The sequence below is a fragment of the Flavisolibacter ginsengiterrae DSM 18136 genome, from assembly GCF_059568575.1.
This window is the reverse complement of the sequence record NZ_JCANTR010000010.1, coordinates 44954-59947: the sequence shown is the minus strand read 5'-3', so window position 1 is coordinate 59947 and position 14994 is coordinate 44954. Positions and strand designations below refer to the sequence as shown.

Annotated in this window: 16 protein-coding genes; 12 read left to right on the top strand and 4 right to left on the bottom strand. The window is 42.5% G+C overall.

Translation table 11 applies throughout. The annotated features are described in order from the left end of the window. Positions 1 to 150: 150 nt before the first annotated feature. Positions 151 to 738, top strand: coding sequence for a GNAT family N-acetyltransferase (locus tag BP74_RS11820; RefSeq protein WP_496374334.1), 588 nt, complete (start codon positions 151 to 153; stop codon positions 736 to 738). Here the strand turns inward: BP74_RS11820 and BP74_RS11815 are convergent. After that, on the bottom strand, positions 725 to 3109 hold the full coding sequence (locus BP74_RS11815; protein ID WP_496374332.1) for a PAS domain-containing sensor histidine kinase: 2385 nt from the start codon (positions 3107 to 3109) through the stop codon (positions 725 to 727). The genes BP74_RS11820 and BP74_RS11815 overlap by 14 nt on opposite strands. Before the next feature lie 276 nt (positions 3110 to 3385). Here BP74_RS11815 and BP74_RS11810 point away from each other — a divergent pair, with 276 nt between their 5' ends. Beyond that, on the top strand, positions 3386 to 4210 hold the full coding sequence (locus BP74_RS11810) for a hypothetical protein (RefSeq protein ID WP_496374330.1): 825 nt from the start codon (positions 3386 to 3388) through the stop codon (positions 4208 to 4210). A gap of 89 nt (positions 4211 to 4299) precedes the next feature. Here BP74_RS11810 and BP74_RS11805 read toward each other — a convergent pair whose 3' ends face one another. Next, positions 4300 to 4851, bottom strand: coding sequence for a GNAT family N-acetyltransferase (locus BP74_RS11805; RefSeq protein WP_496374328.1), 552 nt, complete (start codon positions 4849 to 4851; stop codon positions 4300 to 4302). Between the two features lie 130 nt (positions 4852 to 4981). Between BP74_RS11805 and BP74_RS11800 the strand changes: the two genes are divergently transcribed. From BP74_RS11800 to BP74_RS11780, 5 genes are all read left to right on the top strand, one after another. Continuing rightward, positions 4982 to 5395, top strand: coding sequence for a putative signal transducing protein (locus tag BP74_RS11800; protein ID WP_496374327.1), 414 nt, complete (start codon positions 4982 to 4984; stop codon positions 5393 to 5395). A gap of 241 nt (positions 5396 to 5636) precedes the next feature. Further along, positions 5637 to 5942 (top strand): rhodanese-like domain-containing protein, encoded by a 306-nt coding sequence (locus BP74_RS11795; protein WP_496374326.1) that lies wholly within the window; start codon positions 5637 to 5639, stop codon positions 5940 to 5942. A 185-nt stretch (positions 5943 to 6127) separates the two neighbouring features. Then, the gene (locus BP74_RS11790; RefSeq protein WP_496374324.1) at positions 6128 to 6685 is read left to right on the top strand and encodes a YeeE/YedE family protein; all 558 of its coding nucleotides are present in this window, start codon (positions 6128 to 6130) and stop codon (positions 6683 to 6685) included. A 5-nt stretch (positions 6686 to 6690) separates the two neighbouring features. After that, on the top strand, positions 6691 to 7206 hold the full coding sequence (locus BP74_RS11785; protein WP_496374322.1) for a DUF6691 family protein: 516 nt from the start codon (positions 6691 to 6693) through the stop codon (positions 7204 to 7206). 497 nt (positions 7207 to 7703) lie between these two features. Further along, positions 7704 to 8204: an SRPBCC family protein gene (locus tag BP74_RS11780; protein ID WP_496374320.1), complete on the top strand. Its 501-nt coding sequence runs from the start codon at positions 7704 to 7706 to the stop codon at positions 8202 to 8204. Positions 8205 to 8386: 182 nt separating this feature from the next. Here BP74_RS11780 and BP74_RS11775 read toward each other — a convergent pair whose 3' ends face one another. Continuing rightward, on the bottom strand, positions 8387 to 9808 hold the full coding sequence (locus BP74_RS11775) for a vanadium-dependent haloperoxidase (protein ID WP_496374318.1): 1422 nt from the start codon (positions 9806 to 9808) through the stop codon (positions 8387 to 8389). A gap of 230 nt (positions 9809 to 10038) precedes the next feature. Here BP74_RS11775 and BP74_RS11770 point away from each other — a divergent pair, with 230 nt between their 5' ends. The 4 genes from BP74_RS11770 (at position 10039) to BP74_RS11755 (ending at position 13296) form a co-directional block, all read left to right on the top strand. After that, positions 10039 to 11178 carry a sensor histidine kinase gene (locus BP74_RS11770; protein ID WP_496374316.1) on the top strand — a complete coding sequence of 380 codons (1140 nt, stop codon included), beginning with the start codon at positions 10039 to 10041 and terminating at the stop codon, positions 11176 to 11178. After that, complete coding sequence (locus tag BP74_RS11765; protein WP_496374314.1) at positions 11153 to 11866, top strand: LytR/AlgR family response regulator transcription factor; 714 nt, start codon at positions 11153 to 11155, stop codon at positions 11864 to 11866. The genes BP74_RS11770 and BP74_RS11765 overlap by 26 nt, the downstream gene beginning before the upstream one ends. Positions 11867 to 11976: 110 nt before the next feature. Then, positions 11977 to 12969: a 2-hydroxyacid dehydrogenase gene (locus BP74_RS11760; protein ID WP_496374312.1), complete on the top strand. Its 993-nt coding sequence runs from the start codon at positions 11977 to 11979 to the stop codon at positions 12967 to 12969. A gap of 15 nt (positions 12970 to 12984) precedes the next feature. Further along, entirely contained in the window at positions 12985 to 13296 is a 312-nt protein-coding gene (locus BP74_RS11755) for a DUF952 domain-containing protein (RefSeq protein ID WP_496374310.1), read from the top strand. Positions 13297 to 13322: 26 nt separating this feature from the next. Here BP74_RS11755 and BP74_RS11750 read toward each other — a convergent pair whose 3' ends face one another. Next, positions 13323 to 14114, bottom strand: a complete 792-nt coding sequence (locus tag BP74_RS11750; RefSeq protein WP_496374308.1) for an LOG family protein — start codon at positions 14112 to 14114, stop codon at positions 13323 to 13325. Between the two features lie 82 nt (positions 14115 to 14196). Between BP74_RS11750 and BP74_RS11745 the strand changes: the two genes are divergently transcribed. Further along, a complete protein-coding gene (locus BP74_RS11745; protein ID WP_496374306.1) occupies positions 14197 to 14967 on the top strand; it encodes an exodeoxyribonuclease III in 771 nt (256 codons plus the stop codon). Positions 14968 to 14994 lie beyond the last annotated feature (27 nt).

Sequence of the window (14994 nt, the reverse complement as noted above, 5' to 3'; positions counted from 1 at the left end):
AGCATGCCTGATATAGATTTTACTGTAAAAGTTTTGAAATAAATTATGACATTATTCTTCAGTTCATCCACATTAATTCTCAAATCGTTTCATTACTGCCCGCATCTTCCGAATATTTATACCATTTTTAGATTATAACACAGGCTTAAGATGAAGTATAGCATTGAAACGAACAGGTTGTACCTCCATCCATTAACGTATGAACAATTGAAATCGTATTTGAAAAATGATGGATCCCTGGAGAAGGAATTAGAGATTGAATGGCATCAAAGAGAAATTCACCCTGAGTTAAGGGATGCCTTGCAGAATACTCTTTTACCAAGCATGGAAGGGAATGAAAATTACCATTTTTTCACGCTCTGGACCATGATCAGCAAAGAGTACAACTGCATGATTGGAGATCTTTGCTTTAAAGGAGAGCCATGTGAAAATGGCAGTGTTGAAATAGGCTATGGGATCTACCCGGTATTCGAAAGAAAAGGTTACATCACCGAGGCTGTGGAAGTGCTTTGCCTATGGGCCTTGAATCAGAAATATGTCCGGTCAGTGAGAGCAGAAACGGCTGTTGAAAATATAGCTTCCCAGCGTGTGCTGCAAAAGAATGGCTTCGTCTTCAAGGGCACTGAGAATGGTTTCATGAAGTGGCAGTTGCATTCAGATTTCAGGCAAATGGCGAAAAAACACCTCTCTGAATCGAACCAGGGATTTGCCGGCATCAGCGCCCCTAAGCGTTTTTAACCGATTGCTGTTGGGGCAAAATAATGGTAAAAACTGACCCTTCATTGAGTTGGCCATCTGCTTCAATAGTGCCACTGTGACGCTGCACTATTTTTTTACAAAGAGAAAGGCCCAAGCCTGTTCCTTCATACTTATCCCGGGCATTTAAACGCGTAAAGGTTTTGAAGATCTTTTCTGAATACTCAGGTTCAAACCCAATACCATTGTCTGCAACAGTAATACGTTTATATGGAATTCCTGGTTTTAGAAGAGAGTTGGCCATCCCTTGTGCCAGCTCATAATCATTGCACGAAATGCGTATCCGCGGCTGCACACCGGCAAGGGAAAACTTCAATGAGTTATTGATGAGATTATAGAACAGCTGGTATAACAATATGGGTGAACCTTCTATTTCGGGAAGTGCCGCATATTCAATGATAGCCTGCTTTTGTTGAATCAGTATTTCCAGGTCACTTTGGATATTTTCCAACAGTTCATTTAAGTCAACTTTTTCGATTACCTGCTCTGTAGCGTTTAACATGGAATAACCCAAAACACCATCTATCATGCTGTTCATACGGGTAGCGGCTGATTCCATTTTGTCCAGGTAAGACTTTGCTTTAGCTGGTAAAATGTCGCCGTATTCATCAACAAGACGGCTGCCGTAAGTTTTGATCTTGCGCAGGGGTTCTTTAAGATCATGGCTGGCCACGTGGGCAAACTGCTGCAGGTCTTCATTGGATCGCCTTAATTCTTCTGCCTTGTCCTGCAAGGTCTTGTTTAGTTTTTCCAGTTCAATGGTTCGTTCCTGTACCTGCTGCTCCAGTACCACTGAAATATCTTTAAAATGCTGGATATCCGTAGATGCCCCGATCCATTTCAGGACCTTGCCCTCATCATTCTTCAGGGGTTGGATATTGCAGAAAAACCAACGGTAGTTCCCGGTGATCTTATTTTTTAGCCTGTATTCGGCATAAAAGGACTTTCCATCCCTTAATGCTTTTTGCCATTTTTCCGACATCACCTGCACATCCCCCGGGTGCATCATTTCTATGCGGTTCTCTAAAGCTTCGCTAACGGATTGCCCTGTGATCTTATACCATTGTTCATTTAGATACTCCATGTGACCCTCAGCCGAACTCACCCAAACGATCTGCGGAATGGTGTTGGTCAATACCCTGAATCGGGTTTCGCTTTCTTTCAATAATTGCGCTGCCTTGCGTTGGGCTGTTACATCCTTGTTCACAGCTACTGCACCAATATGTACACCCCTGGCATCCATCATGCGTGCCACTGAAACCATGATGGTCAATACATGACCATCCTTGTGTTTCTGATGCACCTCACCATCCCAATGTCCTGCCGTATTGAATTCATACTCCCAGGCAATCCTGTCAGTTTCAATTATAAATTCAGTCTGAAGGATTTCTTCTGCATTTTTCCCAATGATCTCTTCCCTTTTCCAGCCATAGAGTTCTTCAGCACCTTTATTCCAGTTAGTGATCATGTGGTGCAGGTCAGTGCCTATAACGGCATCTGCAATATTCTGTGTAAGAGTGGCCAGGTATTGCAGTTTCTCTTCAGCGGCCTTTTGGCCGGTGATATCCTGCATGATACCGATCACGCGTTGCGGTTTGTTATCTTTATCGCAGATCACCTTGCCTATAGATCGTATCCAGAATAATTCTTCCTGTCCTTTTTTATAAACCCTGTAAGCTACCTGGAAAACATTTTCTTTACCCTTTGCCAATGCATCTTCCATGGCATTGATCACCAGCTGAACATCCTCAGGATGTATGGTCTGCCGGTGAATTTCGAAAGGTTTATCAAATTCAGGTCCGATGCCCCTTATCTTTTTGGCTACATCAGAAAGAAAAAAAGTCTTGTTGGAAGGGTCATACTCCCAGGTTCCCATTTCCGTAGATTCCAGTGCCGTACGCCAGCGTTCTTCAGCTTCCTTTATTTTTTCCTCTACCAGTTTTTGTTCATGGATATCGGTAGCGGTTCCAAGCCACCGCAATATGTTTCCATGCTGATCTTTTTGAGGGAATGCTCGACTCAGGTACCAGCAATACCTGCCATCCTTCATCTTTACCCTATGCTCTTTTTCATAAATACCCCCTGTTCTTATGGCTTCATTCCAGGCATGTTCCGTAGGTGCTTTATCATCTGGATGTAATAATCCTTCCCAACTCCATTTGCCTGATTCATCCTTGTAGGCGCCTGAAAATTCAGACACACGGTTATTATAATAGATTACTTCACCATTAGGCTTTGCGATCCACACCAATTGCGGCATGGCATCTGCCAAAAGGCTTATTTGATCCATTGGATCAATGAAATCTTTCTTTTTATCAATATAAGGATCCGAAACAGGCATGGTAGAATTCATAAATTCATTCACCGGGATTGATACATGGGCATCCTTCGGTTCATTTTTACGAATCTAAAATAGATAATGTTCCGCCAGTAGATTTTTCGTTAAAGTTTATAAAACTCACGATAAAATAACAGGCAAAGGCATTCTTGTCCTACATAGGAATGAATATCCAATTCATGCTGCGGTTTGCTCAAATCATGCAATGGCTATTTGCCTGCCCGCATGGAGTCAACCAATTTTACCTCAGAAAAATATATAACCATGCAACCAACAACCAAAAAAAATATTATGCAAGGCTTCAAGGCAACTGCAGCCGTCTTTTTACTCATTGCCGGTTCATTTGTATTCATGTCTTTTAAAATGTATAAGACCTATACCGATGTATGGCAACAATTGGGGATCAGTAAAGAAAAAGGGATCCGGAATATTGAGGAAAGTTTTTTGAATGGATACTTCCATTACTATGGTGCTGAAAAGGCAAAAAACATTGTGACCGGCGACAGGGCTGCCATTGCCAAAGACCTGCTGGTGTATGTAAAGCAACAGGTAAACAGCGATGCTTTCAAAAAGCAATATGAACAACAGCGTAAAAATGCAAAGCCTGTTCAGCATGAACAAAAGGTAAAAACAAAGGAAGAGATCAGGAAAGAGAAGATAGAAGAAATGGAAAAGTCTATTAAGGAAACGGAGACGAACATGAAGACCATGAAACCTGATATGGTCAAGGCATTGCAGCCTATGTTGGATCTGTTGAAAAATAACCTGAAGGATTACAAAGATCCCAACAGCAAGATGATTGACCTTTTTTACCAGAGTGAGGTAATGAACAGGGAGAATAATGAGCGCTCCTATGATGAAAGTATGAAGCAATGGGAAGAGCAATACCCGGCCGATTACAGGCAATTGATAAAGTATCGGCTCCAAAAATTTATTGACCTTGCCAGCACAGTGGATTTTTCCGCAGAATTAAAACTGGTGAATGGGAAAAAGAAGTTTGTGAATCCTGCTTATGAAGCAAAGGCTTATGATTGGAAACAGGTATTCCGTGCAGGAAAAGAAGTGATTGAACCCGCTATGGTTTTTGCACAACAATGGATCAAAGAAATCAATTAAGATAAAGGCTCATCCAAAACCAACAACCACGATAAACTGGCGGCTACACAAGCCGCCTTTTTATTATTTGAAATGCCATTGGCAGTATCTTATGTCCAGTCCCATACCACAACTGCCCATTCATCCAGGTGGTCACGGTGATGGTGAATGGTCTTAAATCCAACCTTTTCGTGTGCCTTTATTGATCGAACGTTTCGTGTAGATATTTCCGTTAGGATGAAGTCGTACTCGCCGCTATACGCTTCTTTATGCTTCTCATAAAGCATCGGCACTATTCCCCTGCCCCGGTATTCTTTTGCTATGCATATTTGACCCATACAGTAAAAGCGAAACGAAAAAATTGGTCTGCCCTTATATAGTAATTCTTCAAAGCCTTTAAACATCAGGTCAAGCTCCGGGTGAAAGCTCCTGGCTTCCGGCAGGGTAGTAAGTGCATAACCTGCTATTTGATCATTTTCGGTGACAATGACGCTTTTGGCGAGTTCGTGCAATTGTTGTAAAAGTTCCAGTGAATAGGACCAGGAAAGAAACCCCTGGTCCCTTTGCTCAGGTTCACTTAAGTGAGTTCTTAAATTCATTTGATTCAACTCGTGAATTTGTTGCAACTGCTCCCTGGTAGTAACTAAACTTGCCTTCAACATACGAATGGCAATATAGTTTTTTACCAGCTTAGTTAGCTCTACGGCAGAGGTTTGTGGATTACTTAAATAGGTAACTTTGACTAGTTCAGATTACTGTAACACTGCTGGTCGGGATCCAAATAAAGAGAAAATGGACTTTATACTGCTGCAAAGTTTTACCAATTACATTGAGGCTCATATCATCATGGGCAAGCTCGAGGAGGAAGGTATTGTTTGCTGGCTCAAGGATGAGAATACAGTAACCATTAATCCCATCTGGACAGGTGCCGTAGGTGGCATCAAACTTATGGTGGCCAAAGATCAGATTGAAAGGGCCCTGCAACTGATGCAGCAGTATACGGACGAAAGAAAAAATGCTGTTGCCTGTCCCAATTGCGGCAGCCATGAGATCGAATTTGTCAGCAGTCCCCGTAAACCTATGAACTGGTTCAGCGCTCTTGCAGGCTTTTTCTTCGGCGATTATGCCGTTGCTTCTGATAAAACCTGGCATTGCTTTTCCTGCCACACTGAATTTGACCAGCCGGTGGAAATGGAACCTAAATAAGGAGACAGTTCTATTCCGATGTAGTTACTATAAATAACAAATAACCCCTTTCATTTTATTACACCGCAGGTTTGATCATAAATTTTCATTGTGTGACCTAGGTCACTATCCGGCCAGTTGATCTTTTAGAACTTTACATCTCTTTAAATCATCAGCAAAATGAAACGGGTAATATGAAACTTTCCAATTACCTGAACCATCTACTATGGTTTAATACAATGAGTAATTAAAAATTTTAAGTATGCTGACCTTTATGAATAAAGCAGGAAGATCCCAGCCCGGCCTCCAGGAAGTATTAAAGCAGGGAGCCATAATTATTGATGTCCGTTCGCCATTGGAATATGCGGCGGGGCATATAAAGGGTTCTAAAAATATTCCTCTTGATACACTGAAAGAGCACCTGGAGGATGTCAGGAATTATAATAAACCTGTTATAACCGTTTGCCAGAGTGGAATGAGAAGTGGTACAGCTAAATCTTTTTTGGAGAACCATGGCATCGTGGCTTTAAATGGTGGTTCCTGGTTAAGCTTAAATAAGATTGTTTAACGGCATGAGAACCAATTTGCCGCTTTTTATAATTGGTGGTAATAAAACTGATGTAACAGGATAAGTAAGAGACAACATGGCTCATGTCCATTTGTTGCAACAACTCCCATCCAGGCATCAGCACTTGTTTTTTTAACTTAGTAAAACTATTAGGGATAGTTTTATTAAATACATCAGAGTACATTATGAACATTTTTAGTCAGCCCTGGCCATGGTATGTGGCAGGACCCTTAATTGGATTGACAGTGCCTGCCCTGCTTTTGCTGGGTAACAAGGCCTTTGGTATATCTTCTTCCCTGCGGCATATTTGTGCCGCCTGTTTACCGGCCAGCATTCCTTTCTTCTCCTATGATTGGAAAAAAGAGATCTGGAACCTTTTCTTTGTGGCCGGCATATTTGGGGGCGCTGCCATAGCCTGGTTTATCTTCCATCATCAACCCGGTGCTGTTGATCCCCGTTTGGCAGCTGACCTGCAACAATATGGCATCAACAGCCATTCCACATTTCTTCCAAAGGAAGTGTTTAGCTGGAAAGAATTACTTACAGCCAGGGGTGCCATCATGACCATTGGCGGAGGATTCCTGGTAGGTTTTGGCACCCGCTATGCCGGTGGATGTACCTCCGGGCATTCCATCATGGGACTTTCCAATTTACAATGGCCATCACTGGTGGCTACCATTTTCTTTATGGTTGGTGGATTTATTATGGCCAACCTTATTTTACCCTTTATCCTTAATCTATAATTAGTATGAAAACCATTGAAACAAACGTATTGGAACCTGTCAATACTGATTTCGAAGTACGTTCGCTGGATGCCATGTGTATCAACGAATCTGAATTAAAGCACCCCTGGTGGTACAATTTCAAGTACGCAGTCATGGGTATGATCTTCGGCATCATACTGATCAAATCTGAAGTAGTTTCCTGGTTCCGTATCCAGGAAATGTTCCGCCTGGAAAGCTTTCATATGTATGGTGTCATCGGTTCTGCTGTGGTTACAGGAATGATCTCCGTATGGCTGATCAAGCGCTTCAAGGTGAAAACCATCTATGGTGAGCCTATTCTGTTGCCCACCAAAAAATTCAATAAGGGGCAAATATTCGGGGGGCTGATATTTGGATTGGGATGGGCCATCACCGGTGCCTGTCCTGGACCTTTATTTGCCCAGATCGGCACAGGCCTAACCATTGTATTTATTACCCTGTTTAGCGCAATCGCAGGTACCTGGGTGTATGGGTTGATCAGGGAAAAGCTACCTCACTGATCCTTTTTACCCTGACAATTTGCAGGTTTTTTGTAACCAATAATTTGAAATTCAGGGTTGCAACATTATTTCAGCTATAAAAACAAAGTATTAAAAGTATTAAAGGCTAATTACCAGCATGCTGGGGTATAGCTTCGCCCTGTCTACTCCCTATTTACGGTATAGATACTGCGTGATCATCACGCAGTATCTATACCGTAGGTAGGACGTAGCTATACCGTAGAAGGGGCTTTAATCCCAGGTTGCCCTATTTTAACCCGCCAAAATAGCAGGTGTTGATTTTACTTACTATAGGGGGTGCACCTGTTCATTATTTCACAGAGTTGACCTTATTATTGAACATAACTGAACTTTACACTATTTCACAGAGTTGACCTTATTATTGAACATAACTGAACTTTACACTTTCCGGGATGTTTATAAGGTTTCAATCCCCGTGTAAGGTTTATATGTTGAAACTTGAACAAATAATTGACAAAATATAAATTAACTGGTTGATGAGTGCTGTGCATAGTTTAAAAACTGTTCAAAAAATACCCGCGACCATTGAAACAGTATGGTCTTTTTTTTCTAATCCTGCCAACCTGTTAGCTATAACACCTCCGTTTCTGAACCTCAAGGTGACCAATGAAGTGTATGGAAAGGAGGCTTATGCCGGCCAGGTGATCACTTATACCGTGAAACCTATGTTGGGCATACCTGTTTCCTGGATGACTGAAATAAAACATGTGGTCCCTTTTCAAATGTTTGTAGATGAACAAAGAAAAGGCCCTTATAAACTCTGGCATCACCAGCATCATTTTAGGCCAATTGAAGGTGGTGTGGAGATGACCGACCTGGTACATTACCGGCTGCCTTTTTCTTTCCTTGGTGATATAGTTCATGGTCCTATAGTAAAGCCCAAGCTTCAACAGATTTTTTCGTTCAGGTTTCAAAAGGTGAATGAGCTGTTTGGTGCATGGCCGGGAGGGCAGTCAATGGAATTAGTGTTTTCGTAATTAGTGTAAAATCAGTTCCTTAATAATCATGGTTGAAAATAAAAACCATGGTGGGCCTGGCAATTAAAGGTTGCCGTGGAATTTCTGCCTGAGCTATGAAGAGAAAAGCCCGGGTGAAATTCACCCAGGCTTACATCCGTCCAGCTTCTATAAATATCAAAGTGGACGCAAGTCTATACTGATCAATCCTTCCGGAACCTGACCTTGCTATCTATATTTTGTGCGGTCTTCATTCCTTGTTTAGTGCCTTCTTCTACAGCATGGCGGGTGTGTATGCCACCATACACTCTTGAGATGGCAATATCATGTGCCAATTCATAAAAAGAATTGTAACTATAGCTGCCCAGGTCAACGGAAACCCCATCTATCACTGCCGGTAGCCCTTTATAGGTGCTGTTAGTGAAATGTACATTGTCGCCAAAGATGCTGGTGAGTGCATAGGTAAACGCTCCGCTGAATGTGGCATGGTTGGCAGGGAAATCGGAATATGGAGGCGTAGGTATAAATGGCTTCCACCAGGTAGTAGGATCCGTGGAGGGCTCAATAACACGACGAATGAACTGGAAGGGCCTTTCCTGCATAAAATGGTATTTGGCTTTCATGGAGCCAATGGTGGCATCCATGAGCGACATACCGGTTTTGGCATAAGCCATGGCCGTTACATCCAAGGTTGGGTTTAATTGTTCTATCACCTGTTTGAAAACAGAGATATAACTAGACCCGGCAGGATAGCCTTTCACTGCAGGATCATCATAATATTTGGCCAGCCGCTTTTGATCATAGGTCAGGTGTTTCGAAATATCATACACCTCTTGGTAATCGTGGTAATAATATGAGTTCTTATCCATGTCATTATAGGTATAAGGCTCAGAGGTGACATTCTCAATACTGCCGGCCACCATGGTGCGGGTGTCGCCCCAATAGGCAAGGCCGTTGGGTATAACAGGATTGTTATTTTCAGGCCACCACTTACCTGGTGAGTGATCCGTCAATACCAGCGGTGTCCAGGAGGTCCATGGATGATCGGTGGTGGACCAGGTAAAAATTTTATCGGCCACTGCTTTGCCAAATGCCTTAGAACGTTCGATAATGGACGGGTCGCCAATTTCTGATGCGTAAGCCTGGTTGAGTTCTGTTTCCAGCTTTTCAACGGCGTCATTGGTGGCAGATGTAAAAGTGAATAGCTTTCTGGTGATTTCTGCTAAGGCTGCATTGGCACTTGTAGGCCAGTGGTAAGCTTTGCCTGGTTCGGTTTTGGGCATTTCGGGCATTTCATTCAGTTGGCCGTAAAGACTTTGATAAGCAGGCATTCCGGGTACTACTGCTTCATATAGCGCCACACCGCTATAGGCCATGTATCTTCCTGGATTGACGCCATAAGAAACTGGAGGGGAATATAATAGGGGCAATTGTACGGCCAGCCATTTTTTAACGACATCTGAGGTATAAGTTTTAGTTTGTTTTAAATGACCTCGGGTGTCGTTATTAGCCATCCGGGCACTGGCTGTGGAAGGGGGTGCAGAAAGGTCATTTTTCTGACATGATGCAATGGCAATGACTACAAATAGCATCACCAATAGTTTGTTGTTTACGTGTAAATGCATAGAAGCTGATTTAGGTTAAAAATGATTTGATAGCAAAAAGGTAAGATGCTCTGCATGCCGCTTCCAACCGAAATCGACATGCGTGAAATTTTTAAGATATAAAGCTGCCATGGCCCTTGTATGGTGTTGGTTTTATTTCATTGCTGTTTGTCGCTAATATTTGCAGTTTATCTAATTTGTTGTTGAAAAAGCGTAAGAGAAATGGTAAATTGTAAAAACAACTACTTACGATGACCTTGCCCAAAACCAATGAATTTGTTTTCCTTCCTAAGTACAGGGTATGGCGTCATCTTACATATTGGTCTTGTCACATTGTTATATGGGCTATATTCTGGATAGTTACCGGCTCAGGCTATTCTTTCCCCCGCCAGGTATTTAGCATGATCGTATGGACGCCTGTTTTTATTTTTTTTGGATACCCTCTTGTATATGGGGCCATTCCCCGCTTGCTTTTGCAGGGTAAGGTGTGGCAGTTCCTCCTTGTAGGTGTGTGTTGGGCAATAGCAGGGTTATTGATCAATGGCTGTTATAGGTACTACGTATATGTGCCCTTACAGCAATACCTGGAATTAGATCACATCTACGCTCAAAAAACATTAATGCCTCTACCCTCTAGCTACCTTTGTATGACCACCGCAGTGGCCACGCCGATGGTCATCAGGTTTTTTAAGCTATGGACCATCAAACAGCGAGACCTGATGCTGGCGCAGCAGGAGCGAATCACTGCACAACTGCAGTTGCTAAAGGCCCAGGTGCACCCTCATTTTTTATTCAATACATTGAATAATATTTATGCTTTCGCGCTGGAAAATTCGCCTAAAACACCACAGATGATATTAAAGCTTTCTTCCCTGTTAAGCTATATGCTTTATGACTGCCGGGAAGAAAAAGTGCTGTTGGAAAAAGAGGTGGACATCATGAAAAATTATATTGATCTGGAAAAGGAGCGATATAGTGAAAAGCTTGATATATCTATGAACATAGAGGGCGATATACAGGATCAATTCATTACCCCGCTGCTTATTCTGCCATTCCTGGAAAATGCATTCAAGCATGGCACTTCCGAGCAACTGGAAAAGCCGTGGATGAGCATCGATATTGTGGTGAAGGGTCAGCAGCTCAAGTGCAAAGTGGTGAACAGTAAGAACCAATGTGTTCCCTTTCATGAAAATGGAGTGGGCATCAATAATGTACGAAAGCGGCTGGAGTTATTGTACCAAGAGAGACATGACCTGAAATTGAAAGACGAGGGGGAGTTTTTCGTAGTATCTCTTTTGCTGAACCTCCAGGAACATGATGATGCGTCCCGTGTAAATGTAGGTGATCATTTCAAAAGATATATGCATGAAGATCCGCTGCCTGTTAATTGACGATGAACCCCCGGCACTGAAAGTGTTGCAATCATATGTTTCCCAGATCAGTGGATTGGAATTAGTGGGTGTGTGCACTAATGCCATAGAAGCCATGGATGTTTTGCATGCTAAAGTTGTGGATGTGATGTTCCTGGATATAAAGATGCCTAAGATCATAGGCACCCAGTTTCTGCGCAGCCTAACGCATCCGCCAAAGGTGATTTTCGTAACCGCCTACAGGGAATATGCAGTTGAAGGCTTTGAGCTGGATGCCGTGGATTACCTCGTAAAGCCCGTGTCCTTTGAAAGATTTTTAAAAGCTATTGACAAGCTTAAGCGATCTGGCAACCATCAAACCATTAACGAACAAAAGTTATATCCTTCCAATCCTAATGCCTTTGTTTATTTGAAATCGGAGAAGGTGATGCAAAAAATATTTATTGACGATATTCTTTACATTGAGAGTTGGAAAGATTATGTAAAGCTGTTCTTTACCGGCGGTAAACACCTGCTGGTAAAACAAACCATCAGCGCTATGGAAAGCCTGCTTTCTGAACATAAGTTCCTGCGGGTGCATCGTTCTTATATCATTTCCCTGGATAAAATTTCTGGATATTGCAGCAACTGTGTGAAAATGCATACTACTGAAATACCGATTGGGCGTTTATATAAGCAAGCAGTAATTGGGCAGCTTACAGGGCAATAGAAGCTTTAATGGTAGAAGATTGAGTGCATTGGATTTGTGGAGTAAGGGAACATTTCGGAAATTGACGGCATTGAAAATGAATGTAACTTCCCTACCTATAGTATTTACATATGAGGATAGCCGTTTATAGCACACACAGGTTTGAAAGAGATTATCTGCTGAAAGCGGCTGAAGGTCACCATGAACTGTTGTTGCTGGAACCGCAACTATGTCCGGAAACCAGTTCGATGGCATTGGGTTGTAATGCTGTCTGTATTTTTGTTAACGATGATGCTTCGGCAGCAGTAATCAAGCAACTGGGTAAGATGGGTATTAAATTTATTGTACTGCGGTCGGCAGGTTTTAATAATGTAGACCTGGAGGCTGCAGCCAAAAATGGTATCAGGGTGGCAAGGGTGCCGGAATATTCTCCGTTTGCCGTGGCTGAACATACAGTAGCGTTGATGTTGACATTGAACCGGAAGCTGATAAAGGCGCATAACCGTATTCGTGACCTGAATTTTTCTCTTGATGGACTTACTGGTTTTGACATGCACGGAAAATCGGCGGGTATCATTGGACTTGGCAAGATCGGCAAAAGAGTAGCTGAAATCCTCCGGGGATTTGGTTGCAGGCTTATGGCTTACGATCCTTTCCCTGATAAGGAATGGGGTGATAAACATGGTGTGAGCTTCGCCTCGGTGAAAGAAGTATTTCAACAGTGTGATATTATTTCTTTGCATGCACCCCTGACACCAGAAACACATTACCTGGTCAATAAAGATTCCATCGAAAGCATGAAAAGAGGTGTCATGCTGATCAATACAGGTCGTGGCGCTTTGATCAATACAAGAGATGTGATCGATGCTTTGAAGTCGGGCCAGATCGGGTACCTTGGCCTGGATGTATATGAAGAGGAAAAAGGATTATTCTTTGAAGACCACTCTGAGCATATTTTACAAGATGATGTCATAGCCCGCTTGCTTACTTTCTCCAATGTGCTCATCACCAGCCACCAGGCTTTCTTAACTGATACAGCGCTGCACAATATTGCGGAAACAACTATGAATAACCTGGATAGTTTTCAAAATGGAAGCTCCTGCGTCAATGAAGTAAAGGCATAGTTGTATACTTGCATAATGGCAATCATCTATCACGTTACTACAAGGGAAGAATGGAATAAAGCGACGGAGAATGGCGCTTACATTGCGCCCTCTCTTGCATTGGAAAACTTTATTCATTGCAGTAAAGCGGAGCAGGTGGCAGGGGTATTACAACGATACTTCAAAGGAAAAACAGATCTTGTTCGTTTAACAATTGATACGGATAGACTTACTGCTCCCTGGAAGTATGACCTGGCGCCTTCCGTCAATGAAGAATTCCCGCATGTTTATGGACCCATTAATACGGATGCTGTCATTGAAGTAGAAAGTATCACCTCGTTGGAATAATTCGGGTAATAAATTAACGCATCTGCTTATCTTTTCTCCAGTAACCACCATAGTCTTTTACGGGGTCGAATCTTATAGTTGGTCGTGATGTATTTACTGATATGTTCCATGGCTTCACTTACATCATCCGTAAGCAAAACAAGGTTCATGTCTTCTTTGGAAATGGTTCCCTTCACAGCCATGTCTTCCATAGCCTCCATTAATTCTTTGTAATACTCTTTACCAAATATCACGATGGGGAAGGTGGTGATGGTTTTTGTTTGGATCAATGTAAGGGTCTCAAAGAATTCATCCATGGTTCCAAATCCGCCGGGCATGATGATAAAGGCGTAGGAGTATTTGATGAGCAAGGTTTTTCTTATAAAGAAGTGCTCGAAGGTGAGTGATTTGTGGACATATTTATTACCCACCTGTTCAAAGGGTAACTGTATGTTGCAACCAATGGAAAGCCCGTTGTTTTCGTAGGCGCCCCTGTTGGCAGCTTCCATGATGCCGGGGCCACCACCTGTCAGTGTAGTGAATCCCAAACCAGCTATGCGTTTACCAAATTCCCTTGCGCATTCATAATACTTATTATCTTCTTTAAACCTGGCTGAACCAAAGACCGTAATACAAGGTCCAACGAAGTGGAGGTTGCGAAAACCCATGATGAATTCCCAGAATACTTTCCATGCAAACTCTAATTCATAGCCCCTGCTTTTTGGCCCATCGAGGTACACATGTTCTTTGGGGGGAATGATGGGTTCAACTTTTTTTTTAGGGGACTTGATCTGCTGCTCCATTGTGTTTAAAAGTAAAACATTTTTGATGTCCTTCATAAATGATATTGGTTAGAATTTCTATGGAGGACACAAGGAACATCCGTGATGATCCATGATCGATCTCTCTTACTTTTGCCAAATGAAGATCATCAGTTATAATGTGAATGGCATCAGGGCGGCCATTAAAAAAGGATTTTTGGATTGGCTGCAAACGCATCCTGCTGATGTGATATGCATACAGGAGGCTAAGGCCCAGCAAACTGATGTGGATGTGCAGTTATTCAATGACCTGGGGTACCATGACCATTGGTTTTGTGCGCAGAAGAAAGGATATAGTGGTGTTACGGTATTTACGAAAATTAAACCTGACTACGTGAAATGCGGAACAGGTCACCAGGTAAGCGATGATGAAGGCCGGGTGATACAATTGGATTTTGGTGATCTGCGGTTGATCAATGCCTATTTCCCTTCAGGAACAACTGGTGACGAGCGACAGTCTTACAAATACAAATGGCTGGAAGAATTCTTTGATTATGTGCAGGGGCTTCGGAAAGAACATCCTAAACTGGTGCTGTGCGGCGATTACAATATTGCACATAAGGAAATAGATATTCATAATCCTGCAGGTAATAAGAACACATCTGGTTTTTTGCCGGAAGAAAGGGCATGGATGGATAAATTGTACAGCAATGGTTGGGTGGATAGTTTCAGGCAGGTGCACCCTGAGCCTCACCGTTACTCCTGGTGGAGCCAGCGGTTTCCATCTGTGCGTGCCGCCAATAAAGGTTGGCGTATTGATTATATCAGTGTGACCGACCCATTGGGTCCTTATATAAAAGATGCGGAGATCTATCCCGATGTAAAGCATAGTGATCATTGTCCTGTTTACCTTGAACTGGATGTTCAATAATCCGTAGAGAATGATAACAGATAAGTT

Excerpts from the sequence above, each read along its gene's own strand:
- BP74_RS11745 (WP_496374306.1), top strand. The coding sequence starts at position 14,197 with ATGAAGATCATCAGTTATAATGTGAATGGCATCAGGGCGGCCATTAAA.
- BP74_RS11770 (WP_496374316.1), top strand. The coding sequence starts at position 10,039 with ATGACCTTGCCCAAAACCAATGAATTTGTTTTCCTTCCTAAGTACAGG.
- BP74_RS11785 (WP_496374322.1), top strand. The coding sequence starts at position 6,691 with ATGAAAACCATTGAAACAAACGTATTGGAACCTGTCAATACTGATTTC.
- BP74_RS11780 (WP_496374320.1), top strand. The coding sequence starts at position 7,704 with ATGAGTGCTGTGCATAGTTTAAAAACTGTTCAAAAAATACCCGCGACC.
- BP74_RS11765 (WP_496374314.1), top strand. The coding sequence starts at position 11,153 with ATGAAGATCCGCTGCCTGTTAATTGACGATGAACCCCCGGCACTGAAA.
- BP74_RS11760 (WP_496374312.1), top strand. The coding sequence starts at position 11,977 with ATGAGGATAGCCGTTTATAGCACACACAGGTTTGAAAGAGATTATCTG.
- BP74_RS11820 (WP_496374334.1), top strand. The coding sequence starts at position 151 with ATGAAGTATAGCATTGAAACGAACAGGTTGTACCTCCATCCATTAACG.
- BP74_RS11815 (WP_496374332.1), bottom strand. The coding sequence starts at position 3,109 with ATGAATTCTACCATGCCTGTTTCGGATCCTTATATTGATAAAAAGAAA.
- BP74_RS11810 (WP_496374330.1), top strand. The coding sequence starts at position 3,386 with ATGCAAGGCTTCAAGGCAACTGCAGCCGTCTTTTTACTCATTGCCGGT.
- BP74_RS11755 (WP_496374310.1), top strand. The coding sequence starts at position 12,985 with ATGGCAATCATCTATCACGTTACTACAAGGGAAGAATGGAATAAAGCG.
- BP74_RS11800 (WP_496374327.1), top strand. The coding sequence starts at position 4,982 with ATGGACTTTATACTGCTGCAAAGTTTTACCAATTACATTGAGGCTCAT.
- BP74_RS11790 (WP_496374324.1), top strand. The coding sequence starts at position 6,128 with ATGAACATTTTTAGTCAGCCCTGGCCATGGTATGTGGCAGGACCCTTA.
- BP74_RS11775 (WP_496374318.1), bottom strand. The coding sequence starts at position 9,808 with ATGCATTTACACGTAAACAACAAACTATTGGTGATGCTATTTGTAGTC.
- BP74_RS11750 (WP_496374308.1), bottom strand. The coding sequence starts at position 14,114 with ATGAAGGACATCAAAAATGTTTTACTTTTAAACACAATGGAGCAGCAG.
- BP74_RS11805 (WP_496374328.1), bottom strand. The coding sequence starts at position 4,851 with ATGTTGAAGGCAAGTTTAGTTACTACCAGGGAGCAGTTGCAACAAATT.
- BP74_RS11795 (WP_496374326.1), top strand. The coding sequence starts at position 5,637 with ATGCTGACCTTTATGAATAAAGCAGGAAGATCCCAGCCCGGCCTCCAG.